At 61.3% G+C, this 25,822-nt stretch carries 26 protein-coding genes; 18 read left to right on the top strand and 8 right to left on the bottom strand.

Annotated features, from left to right (window positions below):
* Window positions 1–56 precede the first annotated feature (56 nt).
* The 4 genes from soxR (at window position 57) to Q0908_RS03460 (ending at window position 4,994) form a co-directional block, all read left to right on the top strand.
* Window positions 57–512 (top strand): redox-sensitive transcriptional activator SoxR, encoded by a 456-nt coding sequence (gene soxR, locus Q0908_RS03475; protein WP_299281045.1) that lies wholly within the window; start codon window positions 57–59, stop codon window positions 510–512.
* A 153-nt stretch (window positions 513–665) separates the two neighbouring features.
* Complete coding sequence (locus Q0908_RS03470; protein ID WP_299281044.1) at window positions 666–2,315, top strand: electron transfer flavoprotein-ubiquinone oxidoreductase; 1,650 nt, start codon at window positions 666–668, stop codon at window positions 2,313–2,315.
* A gap of 173 nt (window positions 2,316–2,488) precedes the next feature.
* Window positions 2,489–4,198: a tetratricopeptide repeat protein gene (locus Q0908_RS03465; protein ID WP_299281043.1), complete on the top strand. Its 1,710-nt coding sequence runs from the start codon at window positions 2,489–2,491 to the stop codon at window positions 4,196–4,198.
* On the top strand, window positions 4,188–4,994 hold the full coding sequence (locus Q0908_RS03460; protein ID WP_299281042.1) for a 4-(cytidine 5'-diphospho)-2-C-methyl-D-erythritol kinase: 807 nt from the start codon (window positions 4,188–4,190) through the stop codon (window positions 4,992–4,994). The genes Q0908_RS03465 and Q0908_RS03460 overlap by 11 nt, the downstream gene beginning before the upstream one ends.
* Here the strand turns inward: Q0908_RS03460 and Q0908_RS03455 are convergent.
* Complete coding sequence (locus Q0908_RS03455) at window positions 4,987–5,985, bottom strand: polyprenyl synthetase family protein (protein WP_299281041.1); 999 nt, start codon at window positions 5,983–5,985, stop codon at window positions 4,987–4,989. The genes Q0908_RS03460 and Q0908_RS03455 overlap by 8 nt on opposite strands.
* Window positions 5,986–6,054: 69 nt before the next feature.
* Between Q0908_RS03455 and Q0908_RS03450 the strand changes: the two genes are divergently transcribed.
* The 3 genes from Q0908_RS03450 to Q0908_RS03440 all read left to right on the top strand — a co-directional run bounded on the left by Q0908_RS03450 (window position 6,055) and on the right by Q0908_RS03440 (window position 7,267).
* Entirely contained in the window at window positions 6,055–6,270 is a 216-nt protein-coding gene (locus tag Q0908_RS03450) for a DUF2007 domain-containing protein (protein ID WP_299151970.1), read from the top strand.
* Complete coding sequence (locus tag Q0908_RS03445; RefSeq protein WP_299281040.1) at window positions 6,248–6,991, top strand: methyltransferase; 744 nt, start codon at window positions 6,248–6,250, stop codon at window positions 6,989–6,991. Before Q0908_RS03450 ends, Q0908_RS03445 begins: the two co-directional genes overlap by 23 nt.
* A gap of 111 nt (window positions 6,992–7,102) precedes the next feature.
* Window positions 7,103–7,267 (top strand): DUF465 domain-containing protein, encoded by a 165-nt coding sequence (locus tag Q0908_RS03440; protein WP_299151972.1) that lies wholly within the window; start codon window positions 7,103–7,105, stop codon window positions 7,265–7,267.
* On the opposite strand, the gene Q0908_RS03435 is transcribed toward Q0908_RS03440, so the two are convergent.
* From Q0908_RS03435 to Q0908_RS03415, 5 genes are all read right to left on the bottom strand, one after another.
* Window positions 7,264–8,133 carry an EamA family transporter gene (locus tag Q0908_RS03435; RefSeq protein WP_299281039.1) on the bottom strand — a complete coding sequence of 290 codons (870 nt, stop codon included), beginning with the start codon at window positions 8,131–8,133 and terminating at the stop codon, window positions 7,264–7,266. The genes Q0908_RS03440 and Q0908_RS03435 overlap by 4 nt on opposite strands.
* Window positions 8,130–9,077 (bottom strand): transcriptional regulator GcvA, encoded by a 948-nt coding sequence (locus Q0908_RS03430; protein WP_299281038.1) that lies wholly within the window; start codon window positions 9,075–9,077, stop codon window positions 8,130–8,132. The genes Q0908_RS03435 and Q0908_RS03430 overlap by 4 nt, the downstream gene beginning before the upstream one ends.
* Before the next feature lie 311 nt (window positions 9,078–9,388).
* Entirely contained in the window at window positions 9,389–10,111 is a 723-nt protein-coding gene (gene phbB, locus Q0908_RS03425; protein ID WP_299281037.1) for an acetoacetyl-CoA reductase, read from the bottom strand.
* Window positions 10,112–10,251: 140 nt separating this feature from the next.
* Entirely contained in the window at window positions 10,252–11,427 is a 1,176-nt protein-coding gene (locus Q0908_RS03420; RefSeq protein WP_299281036.1) for an acetyl-CoA C-acetyltransferase, read from the bottom strand.
* 136 nt (window positions 11,428–11,563) lie between these two features.
* Window positions 11,564–12,412, bottom strand: a complete 849-nt coding sequence (locus tag Q0908_RS03415; protein WP_299281035.1) for an EAL domain-containing protein — start codon at window positions 12,410–12,412, stop codon at window positions 11,564–11,566.
* A gap of 118 nt (window positions 12,413–12,530) precedes the next feature.
* Here Q0908_RS03415 and Q0908_RS03410 point away from each other — a divergent pair, with 118 nt between their 5' ends.
* From Q0908_RS03410 to Q0908_RS03400, 3 genes are all read left to right on the top strand, one after another.
* Window positions 12,531–13,118 carry a DNA-3-methyladenine glycosylase I gene (locus tag Q0908_RS03410; RefSeq protein WP_299281034.1) on the top strand — a complete coding sequence of 196 codons (588 nt, stop codon included), beginning with the start codon at window positions 12,531–12,533 and terminating at the stop codon, window positions 13,116–13,118.
* A gap of 164 nt (window positions 13,119–13,282) precedes the next feature.
* Entirely contained in the window at window positions 13,283–13,903 is a 621-nt protein-coding gene (rpsD, locus tag Q0908_RS03405; RefSeq protein ID WP_299151980.1) for a 30S ribosomal protein S4, read from the top strand.
* Between the two features lie 173 nt (window positions 13,904–14,076).
* Window positions 14,077–15,702: a hypothetical protein gene (locus tag Q0908_RS03400; RefSeq protein ID WP_299281033.1), complete on the top strand. Its 1,626-nt coding sequence runs from the start codon at window positions 14,077–14,079 to the stop codon at window positions 15,700–15,702.
* Here the strand turns inward: Q0908_RS03400 and Q0908_RS03395 are convergent, their stop codons facing one another.
* A complete protein-coding gene (locus Q0908_RS03395) occupies window positions 15,703–16,452 on the bottom strand; it encodes a helix-turn-helix transcriptional regulator (protein WP_299281032.1) in 750 nt (249 codons plus the stop codon).
* A gap of 97 nt (window positions 16,453–16,549) precedes the next feature.
* Here Q0908_RS03395 and Q0908_RS03390 point away from each other — a divergent pair, with 97 nt between their 5' ends.
* The 5 genes from Q0908_RS03390 to Q0908_RS03370 all read left to right on the top strand — a co-directional run bounded on the left by Q0908_RS03390 (window position 16,550) and on the right by Q0908_RS03370 (window position 20,901).
* A complete protein-coding gene (locus tag Q0908_RS03390; protein WP_299281031.1) occupies window positions 16,550–16,969 on the top strand; it encodes a hypothetical protein in 420 nt (139 codons plus the stop codon).
* Window positions 16,970–17,038: 69 nt separating this feature from the next.
* Window positions 17,039–18,076 carry an endonuclease/exonuclease/phosphatase family protein gene (locus Q0908_RS03385; RefSeq protein WP_299281030.1) on the top strand — a complete coding sequence of 346 codons (1,038 nt, stop codon included), beginning with the start codon at window positions 17,039–17,041 and terminating at the stop codon, window positions 18,074–18,076.
* A 67-nt stretch (window positions 18,077–18,143) separates the two neighbouring features.
* Window positions 18,144–19,232, top strand: coding sequence for a histidinol-phosphate transaminase (gene hisC / locus Q0908_RS03380; protein ID WP_299281029.1), 1,089 nt, complete (start codon window positions 18,144–18,146; stop codon window positions 19,230–19,232).
* The gene (locus Q0908_RS03375) at window positions 19,229–20,143 is read left to right on the top strand and encodes a prephenate/arogenate dehydrogenase family protein (RefSeq protein WP_299281028.1); all 915 of its coding nucleotides are present in this window, start codon (window positions 19,229–19,231) and stop codon (window positions 20,141–20,143) included. Before hisC ends, Q0908_RS03375 begins: the two co-directional genes overlap by 4 nt.
* Window positions 20,140–20,901, top strand: coding sequence for an extensin family protein (locus tag Q0908_RS03370; protein ID WP_299281027.1), 762 nt, complete (start codon window positions 20,140–20,142; stop codon window positions 20,899–20,901). Before Q0908_RS03375 ends, Q0908_RS03370 begins: the two co-directional genes overlap by 4 nt.
* 96 nt (window positions 20,902–20,997) lie before the next feature.
* Here the strand turns inward: Q0908_RS03370 and Q0908_RS03365 are convergent, their stop codons facing one another.
* Complete coding sequence (locus Q0908_RS03365) at window positions 20,998–21,996, bottom strand: DUF2125 domain-containing protein (RefSeq protein WP_299281026.1); 999 nt, start codon at window positions 21,994–21,996, stop codon at window positions 20,998–21,000.
* Window positions 21,997–22,061: 65 nt separating this feature from the next.
* On the opposite strand from Q0908_RS03365, the gene Q0908_RS03360 reads away from it, so the two are divergent.
* The 3 genes from Q0908_RS03360 to Q0908_RS03350 all read left to right on the top strand — a co-directional run bounded on the left by Q0908_RS03360 (window position 22,062) and on the right by Q0908_RS03350 (window position 25,819).
* Complete coding sequence (locus Q0908_RS03360; protein ID WP_299281025.1) at window positions 22,062–22,592, top strand: gamma-glutamylcyclotransferase; 531 nt, start codon at window positions 22,062–22,064, stop codon at window positions 22,590–22,592.
* Between the two features lie 75 nt (window positions 22,593–22,667).
* Window positions 22,668–23,879, top strand: a complete 1,212-nt coding sequence (locus Q0908_RS03355) for a biopolymer transporter ExbB (RefSeq protein WP_299281024.1) — start codon at window positions 22,668–22,670, stop codon at window positions 23,877–23,879.
* A 2-nt stretch (window positions 23,880–23,881) separates the two neighbouring features.
* The gene (locus tag Q0908_RS03350) at window positions 23,882–25,819 is read left to right on the top strand and encodes a peptidoglycan -binding protein (RefSeq protein WP_299281023.1); all 1,938 of its coding nucleotides are present in this window, start codon (window positions 23,882–23,884) and stop codon (window positions 25,817–25,819) included.
* The last annotated feature ends 3 nt before the right edge of the window (window positions 25,820–25,822 follow it).

Raw genomic sequence — 25,822 nt, 5'->3', positions numbered from 1 at the left:
TGTTGACAGAGGTAGTGTCCCACCTCAAGTCAACTTGAGGTCAAGGGGTTTTTTTCATGGTGGCATCCGAAGGTCTGAGCATCGGTGATATGGCGGCGCGCACGGGCCTCGCGGTGTCTGCGATCCGGTATTATGAGGACGAAGGGCTGGTGGCCCCGTGGCGCAATGGGGCAGGGCGGCGCCGGTTTCAGCGTGCGGACCTGCGCCGGTTGAGTTTCATCATGGTGGCCCAGCAATTCGGGTTCACGCTAGCCCAGATCAAGGTGGAGCTGGACCGGCTGCCGCGTCACCGCGCCCCGACCAAGGCCGACTGGGCGCGCATCAGCACGCAGTTTCGCGATGGGCTGGATGCGCGCATCGCCCGGCTTGAAAGGCTGCGCGACACGCTGGATGGCTGTATCGGGTGTGGGTGCCTGAGCCTTGAGGCCTGCGCCCTTTACAACCCGGCCGACAGCGCGGCCACGTATGGCCCCGGTCCGCGCTACTTGTTGGGGGATCGTCCGGCCCGCTGATGTTTCAGTGACTGAAAAGCCCGTGTGGTCACGTTTCAAAACCACTTTTACGCGGTGTTCCGATTGCAATGCGTCCGGGGCTGGGCTAGCTGATTTGAAAGGAATTTTTGCGCGCACAGGCGCTGCACCGACAACATAAGGGAGCTGCCCATCATGGCCGAGATTGAACGCGAAGCGATGGAATATGATGTTGTGATCGTGGGCGCGGGGCCTGCGGGTCTGTCAGCGGCGATCCGGCTCAAGCAATTGGACAGCGACCTGAACGTGGTCGTGTTGGAAAAAGGCTCCGAAGTGGGCGCGCATATCTTGTCCGGTGCCGTTCTGGACCCGGTGGGCCTGAACGAATTGATCCCTGACTGGGCCGAAAAGGGCGCGCCGCTGAACGTGCCGGTGACGGATGACAAGTTTTACATGCTGGGCGAAGCGGGCGCGATGCGTATTCCGAACGCACCCATGCCGCCGCTGATGAACAACCACGGCAACTACATCGTTTCGATGGGCAATGTCTGTCGCTGGATGGCCGAACAGGCCGAAGCGATGGGCGTCGAAATCTTCCCCGGCATGGCCTGTTCCGAGATCGTCTATGGCGACAAGGGCGAAGTGAAGGGTGTCGTGGCTGGCGTCTTTGGCCTTGAGGCGGACGGATCATATGGCGACAACACCGAGCCGGGGATGGAGTTGCACGGCAAATACGTGTTCCTGTCCGAAGGCGTGCGCGGGTCGCTATCCAAAGAGGTGATCGCCAAGTTCGATCTGGCCCAGGGCAAAGAGCCGCAGAAATACGGCCTTGGCATGAAAGAGATCTGGGAAATCGACCCTGACAAACACAAGGAAGGCTCGGTCACGCACACGATGGGCTGGCCTTTGGGGGGCAACGCGGGTGGCGGTTCGTTCATCTATCACCTTGAGAACAATCAGGTTTATGTCGGTTTCGTGGTCCATTTGAACTACAAGAACCCGCATCTGTTCCCGTATATGGAATTCCAGCGCTTCAAGCACCACCCGATGGTGGCCGATCTGTTGAAGGGCGGCAAACGCGTGGCTTACGGCGCGCGCGCGATTTCCGAAGGTGGCTATCAGTCGATGCCCAAGATGGTGGCACCCGGCGTGGCGCTGTTGGGATGTTCGGTGGGGATGGTCAACGTGCCCCGCATCAAGGGCAACCACAACGCGATGCTGTCGGGCAAGGCCGCCGCCGAAGCCGCCTATGACGCGATCAAGGCGGACCGTTCGGGCGATGAGTTGACCGCATACGAGACCGAGGTGCGCGATGGTGCCATCGGGACCGACCTGAAAAAAGTGCGCAATGTCAAACCGTTCTGGTCCAAATATGGGCTGACCGCCTCGCTTGTTCTTGGGGGCCTGGACATGTGGACCAACACACTGGGCTTCAGCCTGTTCGGCACGCAAAGCCACGGCAAGAATGACGCGGACGCGACCGAAGAAGCATCCAAGCACACACCCATCGACTACCCCAAACCCGACGGTAAACTGTCGTTTGACCGTCTGACCAACGTCGCCTTCAGCTTTACCAATCACGAGGAAAGCCAGCCCGCACACCTGCGCCTCAAGGATGAGAGCGTGCCGGTGAACGTGAACCTTGCGAAATATGCTGGCCCATCGGCGCGGTATTGTCCGGCGGGCGTTTACGAGTTTGTGGAGGAAGAGGGCAAGGACACGCGCTTTGTCATCAACTTCCAGAACTGCGTGCATTGCAAGACCTGCGATATCAAGGACCCGGCCCAGAACATCACGTGGACCACGCCCCAAGGCGGCGACGGACCGAACTATCCGAACATGTGATGACGCCATATTGCGTCGAAAGAGGCCGGGCCATGCGCTCGGCTTTTTGCGTTCAGCGAATTTAACCCTGCGACCAAGCGCGCATCTTGTGACCATTTCGCGAGGTCACATTGCGCCTCGCGTCAGACGTGTTAGCCTCTGTTCCAGACAACGCATAAAAGGCAGTACACCCCGTGATCCGTTCGCTTTTCGGCAGCGCAGCGCTTGCCACCCTTCTTGCTCTTTCACCGGCCGTTGGCACGGCGCAGTCCCTTGCGGGCCCCTATCTGGCGGGGCGTCAGGCGGCGATCCTGAGCGATTACGAGGCCGCAGCGCGGTATTTCAGTCAGGCTCTTGCACGTGATCCGTCAAACCCAAGTCTGATGGAAGATGCGATTGTGGGGCAATTGTCCCTGGGCCGGGTGGATCGCGCCCTGCCGATTGCCCGCCTGATCGAGGAACAGGGGCTGCGCAGTCAGGCGGCCCATATGACGGTCATTGCCGATCTGATCGCGAACGAAGATTACGAGGGCTTTCTGGCCCGCGACACCGAAACCCAAGGGATCGGGCCGCTGGTGGACGGGCTGCTGGTCGCCTGGGCCATGATTGGTGCCGACGACAATGACGCCGCGCTGGCCGAATTTGACCGCATCAGCGAAGAACGCGGTCTGCGCGGTTTCGCGCTTTATCACAAAGCGATGGCGCTTGCGGGGTTGGGCCAGTTCGAAGCCGCCGAGGCGCTGTTCACGGACGAGGCAGGCCCCTTGCAGCAAACCCGGCGCGGCGCGATGGCGCGGGCCGAGGTTTTGTCCCAACTGGACCGCAACGAAGAGGCGGTCGAATCGCTGCGTGCCTCATTTGGCACCGCAGCCGATCCGGAACTGCTGGCGATGATTGAGGCCCTTGAGGCGGGTGAGACGTTACCATTCACCCACATCACCTCCGCACGCGATGGGGCGGCTGAAGTGTTCTATTCGGTCGCGGGCGCGCTGCGTCAGGATGCGGGGGCGGACTACACTTTGCTTTACGCCCGGCTCGCACGGTATCTGCGCCCCGATCATATCGACGCGCTTTTGCTGACGGCGGATTTGCTGGAATCGCTTGATCAATACGCGCTGGCCAACGCCGCCTACAAACAGGTGCCTGCCGATCATCCCGCCTATCACGCGGCGGAGTTGGGCCGGGCCGCGGCCTTGCGCCAATCGGGCAAACCCGAGGCCGCGATTGAGGTGCTGGAACAGCTGGCCAAACGTTTTGGCGAATTGTCGATCGTGCATTCGACCCTGGGTGACGTCTTGCGCCAGCAGGATCGGTTTGAGGAGGCTGTCGCCGCCTACGATCTGGCCATCGAACTTGACACCGAAAGCGTGCGGCGGTCGTGGTTCTTGCATTACGCCCGCGCTATTGCGCTGGAACGGCTCGACGAGTGGGACCGCGCCGAGGCCGATTTCCGCAAGGCACTGGAGTTGAACCCCGGTCAGCCACAGGTGCTGAACTACCTCGGCTATTCGCTGGTCGAAAAGCAGATCAAGCTCGACGAGGCATTGGCCATGATTGAAGAGGCGGTCGCGGCCAGCCCCGACAGCGGCTATATCGTGGACAGTCTGGGCTGGGTTCTCTACCGCCTTGGCCGCTATGATGAAGCCGTCGGACACATGGAGCGGGCCGTGGAGCTGATGCCGGTCGATCCGGTGGTGAATGATCACCTTGGCGACGTCTATTGGGCGGTGGGGCGCGAACGTGAGGCGCAATTCCAGTGGATGCGCGCCCTGTCCTTTGTTGACCCTGACGAGACCGGTGGAGAGGCTGACCCGGCCCGGATGCGTCGCAAGCTGGAGGTCGGTTTGGACGTCGTGCTGGAAGAAGAAGGTGCCGAACCATTGAAGGTTGCGGATGAGGACTGAGGCCTTTGCCCCGGCCAAGATCAACCTGACCCTGCATGTCACCGGCCAGCGCGCGGACGGGTATCATCTGCTTGATTCGCTTGTTGTTTTTGCGGATGTGGGTGATCGGTTGTGGTTTGATGACAGCACATCACTGAACCTTGAGGTGACGGGCCGTTTCGCGGGCGGAGTGCCCACAGATCAGCGCAATCTCGCGTGGCGTGCGGCTGAGGCTGCCGGCGTGACCCCGCACATCCGTCTTGAGAAAAACCTGCCCCATGGCGGCGGTATCGGGGGCGGGTCGGCAGATGCCGCAGCGGTCTTGCGCCGTTTTGATGCACCACAGGCCGCCATTGCTTTGGGGGCGGATGTGCCGGTCTGTTTGTCGGATACACCGCAACGGATGCGCGGCATTGGTGAGGATTTGAGCGCCGTGCCGAGCGTTCCGGCCTTGGACATCGTCTTGGTGACCCCCGGCGTGTCAGTGCCCACGCCCGATGTATTCCGCCGCCTTGTGCGCAAGAACAATGATGCGATGGGCGCGCTGCCTGCCTGGGCTGACAGGGCCGCGTTTCTGAACTGGCTCAGCGGCCAGCGCAACGATTTACAGGCGCCGGCCTGCGACACCGCGCCTGCGATCTCGGCGGCTTTGACCCTGTTGGGGAGTGCGGAACTGGCGCGGATGTCCGGTTCGGGCAGCACCTGTTTCGGAGTCTACCCGACGGAAACGGCGGCAGTAGAGGCGGCGGATCGGATCGCCAAGGCGCATCCCTCGTGGTGGGTCTGCGCGGCGAAAACCAAAGGGTCGCCTAGCTGACGCGCGCGACCACGTAGTCGGCCAGATCAATCAGCATATCGCGCAAGTCATGGGGGGGGAGGTGGCCAAGCGCGATTTTCGCCTTGTCGGCCCAGGCCAAGGCGTCAACCTTGGTGGCCTCAAGCGCGTCATGCAGGTGCAGCAATGCCAGCGCATGATCAAGATCGCCTTCGTCCTGTTGACCTTTTTCAATGGTGCGCGACCAGAAGGCGCGCTGCTCCGCATCTGCTTTTGCGACCGCCTTAATGACGGGAAGGGTCAGTTTGCGTTCGCGGAAATCATCTCCGACATTCTTGCCCGTGGCAGCGGATTGCCCCTGATAATCAAGCAAATCATCCACGATCTGAAAGGCAATCCCAAGCGCGTCGCCATAGTCGAACAGGGCACGCACGATCTGGTCTTCGGCCCCTGCGATCACGCCACCCACTTCGGTGGCGGCTGAAAACAGTGCCGCCGTCTTGCCGCGCACCACTTGCAGATAGACAGCCTCGTCCGTGGCCAAGTCCTGCGCGGCTGTCATCTGCAACACTTCGCCCTCAGCGATTGTGGCTGAGGCGTCCGACAGGATGCGCAGCACCTTCATATTGCCCGTCTCGGTCATCAACTGAAAGCTGCGCGAAAACAGATAGTCGCCCACCAGAACCGAGGATTTATTGTCCCAGAGCAGGTTGGCGGTGGGGCGGCCCCTGCGCTGCCCGCTTTCATCCACCACGTCGTCGTGCAGCAGCGTCGCGGTGTGAATGAACTCGACCGTGGCGGCCAGATGGATGTGATAGGGGCCCTCGTAGCCACACAGATGCGCCGCCGCGAGGGTCAGCATCGGGCGCAACCGCTTGCCGCCCGCATCAACCAGATGGCGGGTGACTTCGGGGATGCGTGGGGCATGTTTGGACGCCATGCGCGTCTGGATCAGATCATTCACAGCCACCATGTCATCCGCCAGCCAGGCCGCTAGCCGATCATGGGGTTTTGCGATGTCAGATGCGTCCATTGCCCGTGCCCTCAAATTGAACTCTGCGCCCTCTCGACATTTAGTCCGCGATGGCCCTACATCCATGATATGAAGGAACTTTTGCGCAGCACTGACCCGACGATCATCGCCTTTGCCTCGGCCCTTCTTGAGGGCGAGGATATAGACTGCTTTCAGATGGACGTAAACATGAGCATCCTCGAAGGAGGCATCGGCATTTTCCCCCGCCGGTTGATGGTGCGCAGCGACGATTATGACGCCGCGCTGCGGGTGGTGCGCGACAATGACATCGACCTCGGACAGTGATCTGACATGTGACGCGTTTCTGGGCGGCAAGCTGCATTTGTGGCAGCCGCGCACCGGGTATCGCGCCGGGGTTGACCCGGTGCTGTTGGCGGCATCCGTACCGGCCAAGGCGGGTGAAACCGTGCTTGATCTGGGCTGTGGTGTCGGGGCGGCGGCGTTGTGCCTTGGGGCGCGCGTGCCCGGGCTGGAGCTGATCGGGGTGGAGCGGCAAGGCGCGTATGTGGCCCTCGCGCGGCGCAACGGTCTGAAGGTATTCGAAGCCGATCTGACGGACCTGCCCACGCGCCTTCACGATTCGCAATTCGATCATGTGTTGGCCAATCCGCCGTTCTTTGATCGCACCGCGGGGCGGTCCGCGACCGATCAGGGGCGCGAAAGTGCGCGCGGGTATGATACGCCATTGGCGGCATGGATTGATGCGGCTGCGCGGCGGCTGCGCTATCGCGGGCACCTGCACATAATCCACCGCGCCGAACGGCTGCCCGAGTTGCTGGCGGGTGCCGCAGGACGGCTTGGCAGTCCCGAGGTTTGGCCCATTTCTCCGCGGATCGGAAAACCGGCAGAACTGGTCATTTTCCGGGCACGCAAGGAAGGTCGTGCGCATTTTTGTCTGCATCCGCCGATTGTTTTGCACAAAGGCGCGCGGCACGAGCGGGACGGGATCAGCTATGTTCCTGAAATCGAGGCTGTTTTGCGCCACGGTGCCGCGCTGCTGAATTAACCATTCGTTAATGTCGATCCAATTGAATTGGCCATATGCTGCGCGTGCGGCGTGACACAGACCTAAACCTGTGCTTGGCTGTACGTGCAACTTATCAGCAAGGAGTACTTCATGAGCGTGACAGCCCATCTCGAACAGTTGAAAAAGAAGCATCAGACATTGAGTGACGAGGTCGAAATGGCCGTCCGCTCACCGGGGGTCGATCAGATCGAAGTCGCCGCCATGAAGAAACAAAAACTCCGACTAAAAGAAGAGATCACGCGACTGTCCAGCTAGTCGCGTTTAGCGAGGCTGGCGCGCGCTGCCAAAAGCGCGCCAGTTGTGATCAGCACGGCAGCGGCCACAAGTGACCAGCTTGGGGCTGCGACCCCAGCTACCACCAACACAATCGTCGACAACAGCGGTGCCGCATAGGATGCCGTGCCCAGAATCTGTATGTCGCCGCGTTTGACCCCGATATCCCAGACATAAAAGGCGAGCCCGACAGGCCCGAGGCCAAGCGCAATTGCGCTGCCCCAACCTGTGATCCCCTGGGGCCATGCCGTCGTTTCGGTCATCAGATGCAGGGGGACGGACAGCACAGCCGATGCCACGCAGAACACGGCCACCGAGGCGGTCGGCACGGTACCGAACCGACGCGACATCACCGAATAGCTCGACCAGGTCAGGGCGCAGGCCATGGCCAAGGCGTAACCGGGAAGGGCCTGCGCCCGAAATCCTGCGGCCCCGCCGGTGACAATCAGCGCAGCACCGCCAAAACCGACGGCAGCGCCGATGACATGGCCCGGCCGCAACCGCTCGCCCGGCAAAAGGCCGGACATCAGCACGATCAGCAACGGCCAAAGATAGGCAATCAGGCTCGCCTCCGCCGCCGGGGCAAGGCGCAGCGCAGAGAAATAAAGCGCGTGATATCCAAACAATCCCAATGTCCCGAGCACGTAGACATGGGCAGGCACTTGGCGCAGTTGACCCAAGCCACCAGCGGCGGCCGTCCAGATCAGCCCCAAAGTACCACCTACACTGAAACAAATGGCGTTCAGCAAAAAGGGCGGTGTGGGCGCAGAGCCGACGGTGAAAAGCGCCAAAACACCCCAAAGCAGAACAGCGACGAACCCGATCAAAGTGGCTGTGTTGCGGGTCATGGGCTTTGAAAATCGCCTGATGGCAAGCGGGTCAGCGCCTCAGTGATATGGCTCGTCTTGTCGATTTCAGTCACGATCCAGTCCCGAAAGGCAGCGATTTGCGGACGGGTTTCTGCCCCTTGCGCGCATAAGAACCGGAAACGCACGCCGGTGTCGAGTGCGGTCGGAAACGGCATGACAAGGCGACCATCGGCAACGTCCTTGACCACCAAAGCGCGACGCCCAAGCACAACACCGACCCCGGCAAGGGCAGCGTCGATGGCATGATCGGCCTGGCTGAAGCGGGGGCCATTTTGCGGATCATGTTCGATCCCGACCGCGCGAAACCACGTCTGCCAATCACTGGACGGCTTAAGAAAGCTGATACTGTCGTCAAAAATCAGGGGCGCGTCCTTGAGGCTTTCAACAGTGGGAAAACGGCGCGCCAATTCGGGGGTCATCGCCGGGCACACCCATTCTTCGGCCAGGGGGATGGAATACAGCCCCTCGTCCTTGCCGTATCCAAACCGGATCGCGACATCGATGGCGTCGCGGCCAAAGTCCATCATTTTAAGTGATGCGGAAAAGCGCAACTCGACCTGCGGGTGTGACTGGGCAAATTCATATAGTCGCGGTGCAAGCCATTTTGCGGTAAAGGCAGGCCCTGCGGTCACGGTCAGGGTTTGATTGTCTTGAGTGCGCTCGGCGGCGCGCCACGCAGCGGCCAAGGCCTGAAACCCGTCCGCGACGCCGGGGGCAAGGGCATGCCCCGCCTCGGTCAAGGCCACCGCCCGGTTCAGGCGGCGAAACAATTGCGCGCCCAGATGTTCCTCAAGGGATTTGATCTGAAAGCTGAGCGCGGCAGGCGTGACATGCAACTCCTCCGCCGCTTTGGCGAATGACATATGGCGCGCGGCCGCATCAAAGGCGCGCATGGCGGTCAGAGAGGGCAGTCGATCAGACATATTCAGTTAAGTATAGCTTAAGTGAAGGGGTGAAAAGTCTCGTTTGTCGGGGGACGAATAAAGGCGCATATTCAACTCAAGTTAATCGACACCAGATCACGAGGAGCCACACCATGTTTGAGACATCCGCAAACCCCGCCATCCGCAACGCCATGCAGAAAGCCCACACCGAACGCGGCGCCGTTCTTGCCGAAGCGTGGGGCTGGTTGTTCGGAGCAAAGACTTTCCGCTGATGCGTGCACCATCTTACGGAATGCGAAAAGGGCCGATGCGGCGATGCACCGGCCCTTTTTTACTGGTTGGTCAGCCAGTTAGACGAAGAACTGCGCGCCATTGGCCGAGATGGTCGAGCCATTGATGAATCCGGAATCGTCCGAGGCCAAGAACACAACGCAGCGCGCAATCTCTTCGGGTTCGCCCAAACGGCCCGCCGGGATCTGCGCAATAATCGATTCGCGGACCTTCTCAGGGACGGCCATGACCATATCGGTGCCAATATAGCCGGGGCAGATGGCGTTGGCGGTGATGCCTGCGCGCGCGCCTTCCTGGGCCAGAGATTTCACGATACCTAAATCGCCCGCCTTGGTTGCGGCATAGTTTACTTGTGCGAACTGACCCTTCTGGCCGTTGATGGACGAGATCACAATGACCCGTCCGAACTTGCGTTCGCGCATGCCAGGCCACAACGGGTGGACGGTGTTGAAAACGCCGGTGAGGTTGGTGTCGACCACTTGGTGCCACTGCTCGGGCGTCATTTTGTGGAACGGGGCGTCGCGGGTGATGCCCGCATTTGCGACCACAACGTCGATGGGGCCCAGATCGGCTTCGACCTTTTCGAGGCCTGCTTTGGAGTCGTCGTAATCGGCGACGTTCCATTTGTAGGTCTTGATGCCGGTCTCGTCCGTGAACTTGGCCGCGGCCTCGTCATTGCCGGCATAGGTCGCCGCGACCGCGTAACCTGCATCTTTGAGGGCTGTGGAAATGGCGGCACCGATACCTCGGCTGCCTCCGGTGACTAGGGCGACGCGGGACATGGTTGGAACTCCTCCGGGTTATTTGTAATCTTATGTCGCTTATATCCGGGTTTCACGCAAGATTGTTACGCGGTGCCGTTGCGTTTCAGCGATCATTTAGGGGATTTAGGCGGCACGGATCTGTGCCGCCTTGATCTGGATCAGTCGCGCTCGAGGCACATGGCGACGCCCATGCCGCCACCGATGCACAATGTGGCCAGCCCTTTTTTGGCGTCGCGGCGCTTCATTTCGAACAACAGGGTGTTCAGAATGCGGGCACCGGACGCGCCGATGGGGTGGCCGATGGCAATGGCACCGCCGTTGACGTTCACGATCGATGGATCCCAGCCCATGTCCTTATTCACCGCACACGCTTGGGCGGCGAAGGCTTCGTTGGCTTCGACCAGATCAAGGTCTTCGGGTTTCCAACCGGCCTTTTCCAACGCTTTGCGGCTGGCATAGATCGGTCCGACGCCCATGATCGAAGGGTCGAGGCCGACGGTGGCGTAGCTCGCGATTCGCGCGAGTGGCTCAATGCCACGTTTTTCTGCGTTTTTGGCTGTCATCATCAGGGCGGCAGCGGCCCCGTCGTTCAAACCGGATGCGTTGGCGGCAGTGACCGACCCGTCCTTCGTGAAGGCGGGGCGCATCTTGGCCATCGCTTCGAGGTTGGCCCCGTGACGGATGTATTCGTCCGAATCGACCACGATGTCGCCTTTGCGGGTTTTCACTGTGAAAGCGGTGATTTCGTCCGCAAATTTCCCGGCTTTCTGCGCAGCTTCAGCCTTGTTCTGGCTGGCGACGGCGAATTCATCCTGCGCGTCGCGGGTGATTTGCCACTGGTCGGCGACGTTTTCCGCCGTCTGGCCCATGTGATAGCCGTTGAAGGCATCCCACAGACCGTCACGGATCATCGTGTCGATATATTGCATGTCGCCCATCTTGTGACCGGCACGCAAGGACGCGGCATGGGGGCTGAGCGTCATGTTTTCCTGACCGCCGCCAATAACGATCTCGGCATCGCCCAACTGGATGTGCTGAGCGGCCAGAGCGACGGCGCGCAGGCCGGATCCACAGACCTGGTTGATCGACCAGGCCGCAGCTTCCTTGGGAAGACCGGCATTGATGTGGGCCTGACGGGCGGGGTTCTGGCCTTGGGCGGCGGTCAGGACCTGACCCAAAATCGTTTCGGACACCTCGGATTTGTCGATGCCTGCCCGGTCCACAACCGCTTCAAGAACGGTTGCACCCAGATCATGGGCAGGTGTGTTGGCGAAAGAGCCACCAAAGCTGCCAACGGCAGTTCGGGCGGCGGATGCGATGACGATATCAGTCATTTGAACAGTCCTCTGTCTGGTGAACGAGGATCAAGTCAGGAGCGGGCACCACAACTCTGGTGAGAGTGCCCCCAATCGCCTCGCGTTGACGTTGCGATACCGGATTCGCGTCGGCGTCGCAAACAGACAGCATGTCTCAGGCGCGCATTCCCGCCTCACTCACTGAGTTTTTACCGTCGGCCAGCCAATTTGGCCGAACCTGCGGGGCCTTGAAATAATAGCCTTGCAAGCAATCAGCCCCCATCTCGACCAGCATGTCGACATCCTGCAGCCGCTCGACCCCTTCGGCGACGACCAGCATGTCGAAATGCTGTCCGATCTGGATCATGGCGCGGGTCAGCACCTGCATGTCGGGGTCGTCTGCGATGCCATTGCAGAACTGCATGTCGATTTTCAGCACATCGAAATAGAAATCTTTGAGGTATCGCAGCGCCGTATATCCGGCCCCGAAATCGTCCAGCGCAAAGCAGATGCCACGTGCGCTGAGCCGGTTCATGAAGTCCACAACCAGCTCCGGTTGATCCATCGCCGAGCTTTCGGTGATTTCAAGGATCAGCCGCTCGCCCACCGAGGCGTCCTTTTTCAGCCAGCGGTTCAGCGTTTGCATCCAGCGCTGATACCCGATGGAGCGGGCCGACATGTTGATCGACAACCGCACAGAGGGGTTTTCGTACAACGTACGCATGCCCATGTTCAGCGCGACGACGTCAATCTCACGACCCAGTTCGGTCCGTTCGACCACGGGCATGAAGTCCTTGGCCGGGATGATCCGTCCGGTTTCGTCCATCACCCGGATGAGCCCCTCGTAAAACCCGACGCGCCCCTGCTCCTGCGCGACAATCACGGGCTGAAAGGCAAGCAAGGTCTGCTGATGCTTGACCGCTTGGGTCACCATATCGAGGGTGTCGCGATCACGCCCGCTGACGGCGGCACTAAGCGGATTTTCAGCCCCCGGGGGCACGTCAATCGGTCGATAATTTGGCATGGTCCGGCAGCGACCCCCTAAATCAAATCCTCTGGCCAGCATTGCGCCATTGACGTAAAAACACTCTTAATGTTTGCATTTTGTTCTAATTTTTCACATTAACCAAAAAGGGTCTGAAATGGGTGATGCATGTGCTTGGGCGGGGCCTGATCAGATCTATGTGGAATACCACGACACCGAGTGGGGCGTCCCGGAGTTCGACGCGCGCGCCTTGTGGGAAAAGCTGATCCTTGAGGGATTTCAAGCAGGCTTGAGCTGGATAACCATATTGAAAAAGCGCGACAATTTTAGGGATGCTTTCGCCGGATTTGATCCCGAGATCATCGCGAAATGGGGAGAGGACGACGTTGCGCGCCTGCTGGCCAACCCAGGCATCATCCGCCATCGCGGCAAAATCCAAGCGACGATCACTAACGCACAGGTGTTCCAAAAGATTAATGCGCGGGACGGGTTCGATCAGTTTTTATGGAAGTATTTCGACGGCGTCCCCTTGCAAAACCATTGGAAGACCGAAGCGGAGGTGCCGGGCTCGACCCCGCTGTCCACTCAGATGTCCAAAGACCTCAAGAAAGAGGGGTTCAAGTTTTGCGGCCCCACCATCGTCTATGCGTTTCTTCAGGCGTCGGGGCTGGTGAATGACCACATCACAACATGCTTTCGCCATGCACAATGCGCCGCCCTCTCACCGGGGCCAAAGGGGCGTTGACTCTGCCAAAGCCGTGGCTATAAGCGCGCATTCATTGGTGTTGGTGGCCCCCGCAAGGGGTTTCCTGTCGGTCTGGCAAAATCCAGGCAGAGGACAACGCCCTTCAGAGTTGGCGCTACTCCCTCAGCAGGGGAGCGCCTTCGACATTTAGAAGGAGATCAGCCGTGACAAAACGCACAGCTGCCAAGTACAAACTTGATCGCCGCATGGGCGAGAACATCTGGGGTCGCCCCAAATCCCCCGTCAACCGTCGTGAATATGGTCCCGGCCAGCACGGTCAGCGCCGCAAGGGTAAACTGTCCGATTTCGGCATTCAGCTGCGCGCCAAGCAGAAGCTGAAAGGCTATTACGGCGATCTGACCGAAAAGCAGTTCCGCCGCATCTATGCCGAGGCCGAGCGGGTCAAGGGCGACACCGGTGAAAACCTGATCGGTCTGCTGGAGCGTCGTCTGGACGCGGTTGTCTACCGCGCGAAGTTCGTCGCGACCGTCTTTGCAGCCCGCCAGTTCGTGAACCACGGCCACGTCCGTGTGAACGGCAAAAAGGTGAACATCCCCAGCTACCGCGTCAAAGAAGGCGACGTGATCGAAGTGCGGGATCGTTCCAAGCAGATGACGGCCATCCTTGAAGCGACACAGCTGCCCGAGCGTGACGTGCCCGACTACATGGACGTTGATCACTCCAAACTGACCGCGACATTCGTGCGCACGCCGTCCTTGGGCGATGTACCTTATCCGGTGATGATGGAACCCAACCTCGTCGTCGAATTCTACGCCAAGAACTAAGCATCAGGCAGCACGCCTTGCTTTATACTGCATCAGGCCGTCCCTCGGGGCGGCCTTTTTCTATGGTAAGGAATTGCTGCCTTTGCGCGCGAAAATTCTGACGGTACCATTGCGTATCATCCGGGAAATTTCAGCCCGGTGCCGATCGCTGCTGTTGTTGTTGGAGTTTTTGAATGGAAAACAAATTGTCTGCCCCCGTGGGTGATCCAAAATGCAAGGACCCCAAGCCGGGAAACAAGCCCAAGGATATCGCCACCATTGAATTGTGGCTGATTGCCCAAGGCGCGCCTTACAAGATGACGGGCAAGATGAACGCGGGTCTGGTCAAGATGATCCGGATGTATCAGGGCTCCAAGGGCAAGTTGTCCAAGAATGACATCAATGGGGTGATCCAGCCCGGCGACAAGACGTGGAATGCGGGGGCCGTCAAATATTTCCGCTACCGCGACATGATCGCGAATTTCGAGGCCTATGAGGTGGTCGAAAAGGGCAAGACCAAGCTGATCGAAGTGGACGAATTCATCCGGCTCGAGATCGAAGCCCGGCGCAAGATTATCAGCAATGCCAAGGCCGTTCAGTCCGAGGCGGATGTGATCGAAAAGCTGATCCGCAACGTCCAAGAAACGATGGCAGGGCAGGACGGGTATTTGAATGCGATGGTGGCGATTGGGATGCACGGCTTTGGCCTGTCTGATCCTCCCTCGGCCAAGGCCGCGCTGAACGCCCGCGCCGCTGCGGGGCAGGTGATCGCCGCCACGGACCGGTCCAAAGTGGACTGGAAAAAGGTCAAGAAGCTCTGTGCCCAGACCTCCAAGCTCCACAACAAGGCGGTCAAGGAATGGAAGGACTACAACAACAAATACACCAAGCGTGCGGAGTGGGGCGCGTTCGGGGCCACGGTGGTCTCCGAGGGGGCCTTTGCGGTGCTTGAAGTGCTGGCCACCGGATATCTGATCACGACGCGCGGGATGGATCCGAAACGGGCGCAGGTCATGGCGGCGGTGGGTTGCGAGGGGCTGAAGGTCTCGGCCGGGGAATTGGGCGAATACGCGGCCAACGACAAATTTGATCCCAAGGCGTCCACCCAGAAGGTGTTGGGCAACATGATGATCACCGGCGTGGCGGCTTCTCTTGGGGCGTCGCTGTCGTCCAAAGCCTATAAGGGCGTGGTCACCAAGGTCAGTCAGGCCGCTGCGCGCCAGTTCAACACGCGTATGCAGAAATATACGCTCAAGGTTGTGTCGGCCATTTTGGGTTCTGGCGCGGGCCAGAACATGATGAAAGGCGCGATTGCCGAAGTCGGCAACCTCGCCAAAGACGCCGCCGCAGGCAAAAAGATCGATGAAAAGCGGATTGTGGACGCGCTGGCCAATTCGCTGATTGGCGGGCTGGCGGGCTGTGCGTCATTCAAATCGCTCAAGAAATTCGACAGCGGTTGGCAGAAACGGTCGGTTGATATGGCAGGCACCCATTTCAGCCGGGCCATGGAAAAATCGCTGTTCGTCAAGATGGTGGCCAAGCATGGTGATAAGTTCACCAAGGCCGAGCTGATGGAATTCGCCTCGCGTGAAGGTGCGGATGTGACAATTGAAGCCGCCAAAAAGCTGACCGAACTGATGGGCAAGACCGCCTATGCCAGCATCGCCGAGAAAATGACTGGCAATGAATCCAGCGTCGAAGCCTATGAAAAGCTGGCCGTGAAGGGGCTGCAAAAGGACGGCGCTTTTATCTCGGCACTGGAACAGAAGGTGCTGGAAGAGGGCGAGAAGCGCCTGAAAAAACTGGCCAAAGCCGGCTGATTAGAGGGCAAGACGCTCCAGCGCTGCCTTGGTTTCCGCATCGGCGGGAAAATAGAGTTCGACCTTGAGGTCATCCAGCGCCACATCGTCTGGCGTGCCAAATTGCGCGATGGTGGCAAAGATCGACAGGCGCAGAGGACCGGCTCGCAACGTGGTGGGCACAACCGGCATCATGGGCTGATCGGCGCGCCGGGGGACCCGCCCCAGATGGTCTGCTGCCCGGTCCAGTTCCGGCACGCCACCTTGCGCGGCACTTTCGGTGCGCAACCGTTGGCAGGCGTGATGGGCCACCTGCGCCCAGTTTTCAATGTGACCCGGCAGATGATCCGAGCACATGAGGTCCAGCAGGCTGTCACCTTGCCCGACCCCCAACATCCCGTACATGGCCCGCGCGCCCGCATTCATCTCGATCACCCGCCACAGCCGATCCACCGCCAGCGCAGGATAAGGCGCATGGGCGGCGAGCATGTGCGACACCGCAGCGCGTATGGGCCCCATGTCATCGCTGTCCCAGGCCCGCGCCGGATAGCGCGCGGCAAAGCCTGCATGGGTGAGCATCTGGTTGCGCGCATCCAGCGGCAATGTGAGCGCGTCTGACAGCCGGGCAATCATCTGCGGGCTTGGGCGCGCGCGCCCGCTTTCCAGAAACGAGATGTGGCGGGCCGACACATCGGCCTCGCCCGCAAGATCCAACTGGCTGAACCGCCTTGCTTTACGCCATGTGCGCAGGGTGCCGGGAAACTGTGACATATGCCACCTCTAGCGCAGCGCGCGCGCCCTGTCAGTTACCTGCGAGGTAATTGATTTGCGCCCCGCACCCCCGCACACCGGCCCAGGGAGGTCCAACATGACACATGCGCAACACAAATTCTGGCTCGCCATCACGGCCATCACCGTGGGCGGGTTCGCCCCCATTCTGTTCCTTGGCACCATGGCGGCAACATCCGAACCGGCCCGGTGGAGCCTTGATCTGCTCAGTTGGCCGCTGGATGGGCAGCCCACCTATGAGGCCTATGGCACGCGGTTCCTTTCGGCGCTGACGGGGGGCTTTCTGCTTGGGTGGGGCGTGATGATCTGGTGCCTGCGGGTGTGGGTCTATGACCATGCGCCCGAGGGCGTACGTCGTGCCGTACTGGCAGGGATCCTTGCTTGGTTCGTACTGGACAGTGCGGGTTCCATCGCTTCGGGCACCGCGTCCAATGCAGCGTTCAATGTCGTGATCCTGATGATTGCCGTGGGTCCGCTATGGCGTCCGGCGCGGGGCTAAAAATCTCTGGTCAGGCGCGCAACCTGTGGTAGGTTCGCGTGCATTGATCAAAGACATTGGAGGCTTGAAATGGGCGCACGCGACATTTCCTTTGCAAGCTTCAATCTGCTGAACCTGCAACTGCCGGGCGACGCCATCTATGGCGACCGCGACGGGTGGAACCACGGGATTTACCAGCGCAAGATTGACTATACGGCGGCGACCATGGCGCTGCTCGATGCGGATGTGATCGGCATTCAGGAGCTTTGGGCCAGAGAGGCGCTGCATCAGGCGCTGACCGAAGGCGGGATTGCGGACGAGTATACCGCCCTCGTGCCGCCGGGCCACAACGGCAAGCGGATTGTTTGTGCGGCGGCGGTGCGCAACGACATGCTGGTCGGCACGCCCGAATGGATCACCGATTTCCCCCCTGAATATGTGCTGAAATCCGGCGGGGATGATCCGCAACAGGACTTTATCGAGGTGAAGCTGAGCACGTTTTCACGCCCTGTGCTACACTTTCAGGTGCAACCCGACCCGCGCACGCCCGCAATCCACGTGTTCGTCTGCCATTTTAAATCCCGCCGCCCGACGCAGATCTGGCGCGAGCGAAGCTGGTACGAAAAGGACGTGCACGGCCCCCACGCCAACGCGCTTGGCTATGCCATATCGACCGTGCGCCGCACGGCCGAGGCCGCAGCCCTGCGTGTGCTGGTCACCAACATCATCAAAGGCACGGACACGCCTGTAGTGGTGATCGGGGACATGAATGATGGTAAGGAAAGCAACACGCTCAACATCCTGTCCGAGCAGCCCACCTATCTGTCGCCCCTATCCACAGGGGGTGGCGACAATGCGCTTTATACCGCGCAGACCATGCAGGAATACCGCTCGGTGCGCGACGTCTACTACACCCACGTCTATCAGGGGCAGCGCGAGAGCCTTGATCATATCCTCTTTAGTCAGGAATTTTACGACAATTCCAAGCGGCGCAAATGGGCCTTTGACGAGATGACGGTGCAGAACGATCACCTCAACTACGATGACCACAAGGAAAGCGGCACCAACGATCACGGCATCATCCGCGTCGGGTTCAAGTGGAAGCCGGCGCGAGGTGCCACTAGCTAGCGGTCTTTTGCCACTGGTCACCTTGGCGCGCGGACCGTAAAACGGCTGCGAACCACCGGAGGCCCCTATGACCCGCATCACCCCGCAACCCGGCATCATGGATATCGCGCTTTATCAAGGCGGGGCGTCGCATCTGGCTGGTGTGGAAGATGTGCTGAAGCTGAGTTCGAACGAGAACCCGCTTGGCGCGCCCCCGGCGGCGATCAAGGCCGTGTCGGAGGCGGCCCTGGGCATGCACCGCTACCCCTCGACCGATCACGCGGGCCTGCGCGCCGCCATCGGTGAGGTGTGGGATGTTGAACCCGAGCGGGTGATCTGCGGCGTCGGCTCGGACGAGGTGTTGCAGTTCGTCACCCAAGCGTTTTCCGGCCCCGGGGACGAGATCCTTTATACCGAGCACGGGTTTTCCATGTACCCGATCCTGGCGAACATGGCCGGGGCCACACCCGTTTGCGTGCCCGAAGATGACCGGGTGGTGAGTGTTGAAAAAATCTTGGCCGCCGTGACCGACCGCACACGGATCGTGATGTTTGCGAACCCGGCCAATCCGACCGGCACCCTGCTTGAGATGGCAGAGGTCGCGCGGCTGGCGCGTACTTTGCCGCGCCACGTGATCCTCGTGATCGACGGGGCCTATGTCGAATTTGCCGAAGGCTACGATGGAGGGCTGTCGCTGGCGCGCGAAATGCCCAATGTGTTGGTGACGCGGACCTTTTCCAAGATCTACGGGCTTGGAGGCCTGCGCATTGGATGGGGCTACGGCGCGCCTGAATTGATCGACGTGATGACACGCATCCGCCAGCCTTTTAACCTGTCGGTGATCCAGCTGGCGGCGGCAGAGGCGGCGGTGCGCGACACTGCTTGGGTGCGCGACTGCGTGGTGCTGAATGCGGATCAGCGGGTTCGACTGACGGGCGCGCTGCGCCAGTTGGGGCTGGCCTGCGATGACAGCCACGCCAATTTCGTGCTGGCGCGCGCCGGCTCTGTCGCCGAGGCCGACGCGGCAGAGGCGGCGCTGAATGCCGACGGTATTCTGGTGCGCCGGGTCGCGGGCTACGGCTTTCCCGAAGGTATCCGGATCACGGTAGGGGATGCGGACCAGACGGGCCGCGTGATCGCGGCCCTGACCCGTTGGCGCGAGGAGGCAGCCGCGTGAGCACATATGATCGTGTCGCCCTGATCGGGCTGGGGCTGATCGCCTCGTCCATGTTCTGGGCCATCAAACGGGGCAATCTGGCAGGCGAAGTCACCGGCTATGCCCGCACGGCCGAAACGCGCGACACGGCGCGCCGGATCGGGTTGTGTGATCGGGTTTATGACAGCATTGCCGAAACGGTCGAAGGGGCCGATCTGGTTGTGTTGTGCGTGCCTGTCGGGGCGATGGGCGCGGTGGCTGCTGAAATGGCCCCGCATTTGGCACCGGGTGCAACGGTCAGCGATGTCGGCTCGGTCAAGCGCGCGGTGATTGATGCGGTGGGTCCACACTTGCCCGAGGGCGTGCATTTTGTCCCCGGCCACCCGATGGCAGGCACCGAACATTCAGGGCCCGAGTCCGGCTTTGCGGAATTGTTCGACAACCGTTGGTGCCTGCTCGTCCCGGCGGAGGGCAGCGATCCGGTGGCGGTTGCGCGGTTGCGCGGTTTTTGGGAGGCGTTGGGCTCGAATGTCGAGGAGATGGAGCCTGATCACCACGATCTGGTCTGTGCCGTGACCAGCCACGCGCCGCACCTGATCGCCTACACGATGGTGGGCGTTGCGGATGATCTGCGCCGTGTGACGGACACGGAAGTGGTCAAATATTCGGCTGCGGGGTTTCGCGATTTCACCCGGATCGCGGCCAGCGATCCGACCATGTGGCGCGACGTGTTCATGACGAACAAGGACGCCACGCTCGAGATTTTGGGGCGTTTTACCGAAGAACTGTTTGCCCTTCAACGGGCCATCCGCACAGGCGACGGTGATCACCTGCATGACTATTTCACCCGCACCCGTGCGATCCGGCGTGGTATCATCGAGGCGGGGCAGGACACCGACGCGCCTGATTTTGGACGGGGGGCCAAGCGGTGAAAGCCTTGGCGCTGGTCCTGTCGCTCTTTGCAGCAAGTGCAGCGGCTGCGCCGGATGTGTCCAAGCGGCCAGTGGCACGGGCCGGGACCGATGCGCGCAGCGGCGCGGTTGCGCAGTCGGTCCAGACACAAGAGGCGGCGGCGACCCCGGCTCCGGCGATTGGCGGATCGCTGCGTCCGTCCTTGCGCCCTCGTGCCATCGAAAAGCGCATCATGTCGCGCCGCGCGCAACGGCGCAAAGGGCAGGTCTGCGGTGACGTGGACCTGCAAGGTGATGAGGTGGGCCCCGTGCCCGGGCGGATTGCGGGCTGTGGTATTCAGGATGCGGTGCGCTTGCGCTCGGTGTCCGGTGTGACGTTGAGCCAGGCGGCGATCATGGATTGTTCGACCGCCAAGGCGTTGAAAAAATGGACTGAAAAAGGGGCCAAGCCCGCGCTGCGCAACACTGGTGGGGGGTTGGTGCGCTACCGGGTGGCTGCGCATTACGCTTGCCGCACACGCAACAACCAACGCGGGGCCCGCATCTCGGAGCACGGGAAGGGTCGCGCGATCGATATATCGGGCTTTACCTTGCAGGACGGATCGACGCTGACCGTGCTCAACGACTGGAATTCGCGCCATCGGCGTGCGCTGCGTTCGATGCACAAGGCGGCGTGCGGGCCGTTTGGCACCGTTCTGGGTCCCAATTCGGATCGCTTTCACCGCGATCATTTCCATTTCGATACAGCACGTTACCGCAGCGGCCCATTCTGTCGTTGATCTGATTGAGGCTGCGCCACGCTAAGTTTTTTGGGGGGCTCTGCCCCCGGCCTGGCGGCCTCCCCCGCGGTATTTCTGGTCAAAAGAAGGGTGGGGTCAGCGGATGACCAGCTTGGGCGCAGGTGCGATCGGGATAAAGCCGAGATAAACTGCACCACCTCTGAGCGCCAGATCGACATCCAGCGTCGTTTCGTTCCCCGAGGCGCGGGCGAGAGCACGCAATATGCTGTCAGCCTGTCGTCTCAGTTGCGTGGGCAGGATACCTGCGGCCTCGGCCAGATCCAGCATGGCTGGCCAGTTTTCAGCCTGAAGTGCGACGCTGCCTTCAGGTGTGCCGTTGTCATCGACCACCAGATTTGCCGCGATATTGAGGTTCAGATCACCCCATCGCGCCTCGGCCAGATGCAGGTCGATCTGGCGGGGCTGGGGACGCCGCGCCTCGAGCGCCCGCCGGTCCCATGGGCGATCAAAGGTGACATCAGCGTTCAGTTGCAGGCTGTCAAACGCGCGCGGGATCGTTTCGGGTAGCCGAAGTGCGGTGCGTGTGCTGTCACCCGGTGCGAACCCGTCGGCGCGTGCCGTCACAGCGTATGCGGCACCTGTTGTCTGCGTCATCGTCAGGGTCAGCGTGTCAGCCTGCGCCTGCACGCCAAGCGGATCGGCGAGCCGCCATGGCCCGGACGTCCACCCAAGCGCCTCCAGTTCGAGTGCCGTGCCCGGGTGGAGGTTCAGCGCCATGACGCCGTTCGCCATGGTCAGGGTCGAGCGCCCCAAGGGCGAGGCGAGCAGGATTGGCGCATCGCTCAGCGTCACAGTCACATCGCCGGGCCACCAGGCCGGGGCGGTGATGTCCAGCCTATCCGTCTCGATCGCGAGCCCGGCATCGGGATCGGCCAGCGCCACATCGCGCAGTCCGGCGACTAGCGTGAGAGGGAAACCACCGCCATCGATCCCGGACAGATCCGCTTGCCAGCCAGCCGCGGCCCGATCTTCAAACCACGCATTGATGCTGCCGCGCAGCCCGGTCGAGGCCGCCCACCACCAGCCGCACCAGCCCACTGCACAGAGTGCCAATATCCACAACAGTTTGCGCATCGCTGCTCTTTCCCTCTGCCTTGAAATCGGGTCTACCGCACATGAAACGGAAAGGACCAGAGGCAATGGCGATGTGGGTATTTGGCTATGGTAGTCTGTTGTGGAACCCGGGGTTTGAGGTTGCCGAACAGCGTATGGCGACACTGCCGGGATATGCGCGTTCGTTCTGCATGCGTTCGATCCACCACCGCGGGACCGAGGCGGAGCCGGGTTTGGTGCTGGCTCTGGACGAGGTGGCCGATGCCAGATGCGACGGCGTTGCGTTGCGGGTGGCTGACGGGCAGGAAGAGGCCACGCTGGCCTATTTGCGCGAACGCGAGCTGATTTCGTCCGCCTATTTGGAAAAGATGCTCGAGATTGACTTGGCCGATGGGCACTGCGTCACGGCGGTCACCTATGTGATTGACGCGGATCACGTCCAGTATTGCGGCGGGCTGCCGCTGGAAGAGCAGGCCCAGATCATCGCGCACGCCCATGGCGGGCGGGGACCGAACCGCGAATATCTGGTCAACACGGCCGAGCATCTCCACGCCCTTGGGGTGGCTGATCCTGACCTTGATTGGCTGGTCCGCCGGGTTGCCGCGATTTCGGCATAAACCCTTGGCGCTCTGGCCCAATTCGCGATAGATTGCCACCAGAGCAGAGCAAAAGAAGAGGTCACGAGCCAGCCGATGGCACAGACCAGACCCGAGGCCCAACCGCACTTTTCCCAACCGGTGCGGCAAATCGCATTGATGCTGATTGTGCTGATCCTGTCGGGGTTCGGCGCGTTTCTTGCGCTGCCAAGTGTGCTGCCGGTGTTTCAGTCCAACCCGTATCTGAACGGGTTCATCATGTTCGTGTTTCTGATCGGCGTCGTGTCCTGTTTCTGGATGGTCTATCAGCTGATCACATCGGTGCGCTGGATCGAAGGGTTTGCCGCCTATGGGCCGTCGGCCAGTGGCAAGGCCCCGCAATTGCTGGCCTCGTTGGCGTCGCTGCTGCGCTCTCGGGGCGCACGGATGCAGTTGTCGGCATCGTCCACCCGGTCGATCCTGGATTCGGTTGCGACCCGTATCGACGAGGTGCGCGAAATCACGCGCTACATCGTCAGTATGCTGATTTTCCTTGGCCTTTTGGGCACGTTCTATGGCCTTGCGACCACGGTGCCCGCCCTCGTCGAAACGATCCGCAGCCTCGCGCCGCAAGATGGTGAGGCCGGGGTCGAGGTGTTCAGCCGCCTGATGAGCGGGCTGGAATCTCAGCTAGACGGGATGGGCGTCGCCTTTGCCTCGTCTTTGCTGGGGCTGGCGGGGTCACTGATTGTGGGTCTGCTTGAGTTGTTTGCAGGGCACGGCCAGAACCGGTTTTACCGCGAATTGGAAGAATGGCTCAGCTCGATCACCCGCGTGGGCCTCAGCAATGAAGGTGATGTGACGGGCGACCAGACCGCGATGGCCGGGGTGATCGATCATCTGGCCGAACAGATGGAAAGCCTGCAAACCATGTTCACCCAGTCCGACATCAGCCGGTCGATGGTTGATGAAAAGCTGGGCAAGCTGGCGGATGCGGTCAGCGCCATGACGGCCCAGATGCAGGGGCAGGGCAGCAGCGAGGCTATTTTGCAGCGCATGGCCGAGGGGCAGGATCGGCTGATCGAAGCCATTGAGGGGCAAGGCACAGGCGACGGCATTGATGCCGAAAGCCGGATGCGGTTACGCTCAATCGATGTGCAGATGTTGCGCATTCTCGAAGAGATCAGCGCAGGCCGCCAGGAAACCATGGCCGAATTGCGCACGGACCTGTCGGCATTGGCCACAGCGCTCAGCCAGCCGCGTGGTCAAAACCGTAAAGCGAGTGCGATCCGGTCTGCACGTCAAGGCCCTGAAACGGAAAGCAGCTGAACATGGCACTGTCGCGGCGTACCGGGCAACGGTTTCAGGCGTCCATCTGGCCGGGCTTTGTCGATGCGATGACGGGCCTGTTGCTGGTTTTGATGTTCGTGCTGACCATTTTCATGGTCGTGCAATTTGTCTTGCGTGAGACGATCACGGGGCAGGAAACCGAACTGGATCAACTCGCCGGTGAAGTCGCCGCCTTGGCCGAAGCCCTGGTGCTGGAGGAGCGGCGATCAAACCAGTTGGACGCACGGCTGTCGGCGCTGAATGCCACGCTCACCGAGTCCGAAGCGCAGGTGGAGTCACAAGCCGCATTGATCCGCACGTTGACGGCAGAGCGCGATGCGCAGGCGACGGAACTGACGGCCGCCCAAACGCGGATCACGAGTTTTGAGGCGCAAGTGGCCGCTCTGATCGCGGAGCGGGATGGTGCGCAAGAGACCATTGCGGGGCTGGAAGAGGCCCAAACCCAATTGCTGTCCGAGCAAGAGGCGTTGAACCTCGCGCTGGCGCAGGCCCGCACCGAGGTGGACGCGCAAGCCGAAACCGCCCGATTGGCCGCCGCGCGTACTGAGGCGCTGCAGGCATTGATCGCGGACCTGCGCGCCCGCAACGCCGACACCGCCGAACAAGCGGCGGGGTTGCAGGCCGATCTAGAGGCGGCGCAAGCCTCGTTGAGCGAGGAAGAAGCCGCCCGTCTGGCCGAAGCCGCAGCGGCCCAGGCCTTGCGTGAGCGTTTGGAACAGGCTGATGCCGAATTGACGGCCATGACCCTTGCCCTTGAGGCGCAACGCCAGGAGGCCGAGGATACGCTGACCCTCTTGGCCGCGGCACGGGCAGCTGAACAGGACCTTGATGCGCAACTCGCCGCAGCCTTGCTGGCCACACAAAACGCATCGCGGGACCGGTCGGAAACGCAAGCCCGTGTGGTGGAGCTGGAGGCACAATTGGCCGATGCCCTGACCGAGTTGGAGGGCGCGCAGAGCGTGAACAGCGACCTGGCCTCGGACAGTGCTGCGTTGCGCGATCAGTTGGCCGCTACTTTGGCCGCTCAACTGGCTGCCGAACAGGATGCGCAAACACTGGATGCTGACGGAGCCGAGGCGCGGGCGGCGTTGGTCGCCGCGCTCGCGCAAAAGGCCGCTGCAGAGCAGGCATTGCAGGAACAGGCGGATCAGTCTCAGGCGCGCGCGGCTTTGCTCGCGGCGGCGCGCGAAGCGCTCAGCGCCGAGGAGGCGGCCACGCTTGAAGCCCAACGCCAGACCGAGTTGCTGAACCAGCAAGTGGCCGCTTTGCGCGCGCAATTGGGCCAGTTGCAGGCCCTGCTGGATGATGCGGTCGCGCGGGATGCGGCGCGGGACGTGCAGTTGCAATCGCTAGGGTCTGAGCTGAACACCGCGCTGGCACGGGTCGCGGCCGAGGAACGGCGGCGGCGCGAATTGGAAGAAGCCGAGCGCAAGCGGCTTGAGGCGCAGGCGCAAGACCTCGAACGCTATCGCTCCGAGTTTTTCGGGCAGTTGCGCGATGTGCTGGGCGCACAGGAGGGTGTGCAGGTCGTGGGCGACCGGTTCGTGTTCTCGTCCGAAGTGCTGTTTCCACCGGGTCGGGCTGACTTGTCCCCGGTTGGTCAGGGCGAGATTGCAAAGATTGCAGATATTCTGCGCGGCGTTGCGGACGATATCCCACCCGAGATCGACTGGGTCATCCAGGTCGATGGGCACACTGATGACGTGCCGCTGTCGGGGACAGGGGCCTTTGCAGACAACTGGGAGTTGAGCCAGGCGCGTGCCCTGTCGGTGGTCAAGTACATGGTGAATTTCCTGGGCATTCCCCCGACCCGCGTGTCGGCCAACGGGTTTGGCCAGTATCAGCCGCTGAACCCCGCCGACACACCCGAAGCGCGCGCGCAAAACCGGCGGATTGAGCTGAAATTCACAGGCAAGTAGGGT

Origin of the sequence: uncultured Tateyamaria sp. (genome assembly GCF_947494755.1) — a bacterium.
In the GTDB taxonomy this organism is placed as follows: domain Bacteria; phylum Pseudomonadota; class Alphaproteobacteria; order Rhodobacterales; family Rhodobacteraceae; genus Tateyamaria.
This window is presented reverse-complemented; position numbering and strand designations above follow the sequence as displayed.

What these genes read in the sequence shown, in the direction of transcription:
- Q0908_RS03355 (WP_299281024.1), top strand. Translation starts at nt 22,668, where the DNA reads ATGGCACAGACCAGACCCGAGGCCCAACCGCACTTTTCCCAACCGGTG.
- Q0908_RS03365 (WP_299281026.1), bottom strand. Translation starts at nt 21,996, where the DNA reads ATGCGCAAACTGTTGTGGATATTGGCACTCTGTGCAGTGGGCTGGTGC.
- Q0908_RS03440 (WP_299151972.1), top strand. Translation starts at nt 7,103, where the DNA reads ATGAGCGTGACAGCCCATCTCGAACAGTTGAAAAAGAAGCATCAGACA.
- Q0908_RS03455 (WP_299281041.1), bottom strand. Translation starts at nt 5,985, where the DNA reads ATGGACGCATCTGACATCGCAAAACCCCATGATCGGCTAGCGGCCTGG.
- Q0908_RS03385 (WP_299281030.1), top strand. Translation starts at nt 17,039, where the DNA reads ATGGGCGCACGCGACATTTCCTTTGCAAGCTTCAATCTGCTGAACCTG.
- Q0908_RS03445 (WP_299281040.1), top strand. Translation starts at nt 6,248, where the DNA reads ATGACATCGACCTCGGACAGTGATCTGACATGTGACGCGTTTCTGGGC.
- Q0908_RS03350 (WP_299281023.1), top strand. Translation starts at nt 23,882, where the DNA reads ATGGCACTGTCGCGGCGTACCGGGCAACGGTTTCAGGCGTCCATCTGG.
- Q0908_RS03470 (WP_299281044.1), top strand. Translation starts at nt 666, where the DNA reads ATGGCCGAGATTGAACGCGAAGCGATGGAATATGATGTTGTGATCGTG.
- Q0908_RS03435 (WP_299281039.1), bottom strand. Translation starts at nt 8,133, where the DNA reads ATGACCCGCAACACAGCCACTTTGATCGGGTTCGTCGCTGTTCTGCTT.
- Q0908_RS03410 (WP_299281034.1), top strand. Translation starts at nt 12,531, where the DNA reads ATGGGTGATGCATGTGCTTGGGCGGGGCCTGATCAGATCTATGTGGAA.
- Q0908_RS03460 (WP_299281042.1), top strand. Translation starts at nt 4,188, where the DNA reads ATGAGGACTGAGGCCTTTGCCCCGGCCAAGATCAACCTGACCCTGCAT.
- Q0908_RS03390 (WP_299281031.1), top strand. Translation starts at nt 16,550, where the DNA reads ATGACACATGCGCAACACAAATTCTGGCTCGCCATCACGGCCATCACC.
- Q0908_RS03415 (WP_299281035.1), bottom strand. Translation starts at nt 12,412, where the DNA reads ATGCCAAATTATCGACCGATTGACGTGCCCCCGGGGGCTGAAAATCCG.
- Q0908_RS03395 (WP_299281032.1), bottom strand. Translation starts at nt 16,452, where the DNA reads ATGTCACAGTTTCCCGGCACCCTGCGCACATGGCGTAAAGCAAGGCGG.
- soxR (WP_299281045.1), top strand. Translation starts at nt 57, where the DNA reads ATGGTGGCATCCGAAGGTCTGAGCATCGGTGATATGGCGGCGCGCACG.
- Q0908_RS03420 (WP_299281036.1), bottom strand. Translation starts at nt 11,427, where the DNA reads ATGACTGATATCGTCATCGCATCCGCCGCCCGAACTGCCGTTGGCAGC.
- phbB (WP_299281037.1), bottom strand. Translation starts at nt 10,111, where the DNA reads ATGTCCCGCGTCGCCCTAGTCACCGGAGGCAGCCGAGGTATCGGTGCC.
- Q0908_RS03360 (WP_299281025.1), top strand. Translation starts at nt 22,062, where the DNA reads ATGGCGATGTGGGTATTTGGCTATGGTAGTCTGTTGTGGAACCCGGGG.
- Q0908_RS03450 (WP_299151970.1), top strand. Translation starts at nt 6,055, where the DNA reads ATGAAGGAACTTTTGCGCAGCACTGACCCGACGATCATCGCCTTTGCC.
- Q0908_RS03430 (WP_299281038.1), bottom strand. Translation starts at nt 9,077, where the DNA reads ATGTCTGATCGACTGCCCTCTCTGACCGCCATGCGCGCCTTTGATGCG.
- Q0908_RS03400 (WP_299281033.1), top strand. Translation starts at nt 14,077, where the DNA reads ATGGAAAACAAATTGTCTGCCCCCGTGGGTGATCCAAAATGCAAGGAC.
- hisC (WP_299281029.1), top strand. Translation starts at nt 18,144, where the DNA reads ATGACCCGCATCACCCCGCAACCCGGCATCATGGATATCGCGCTTTAT.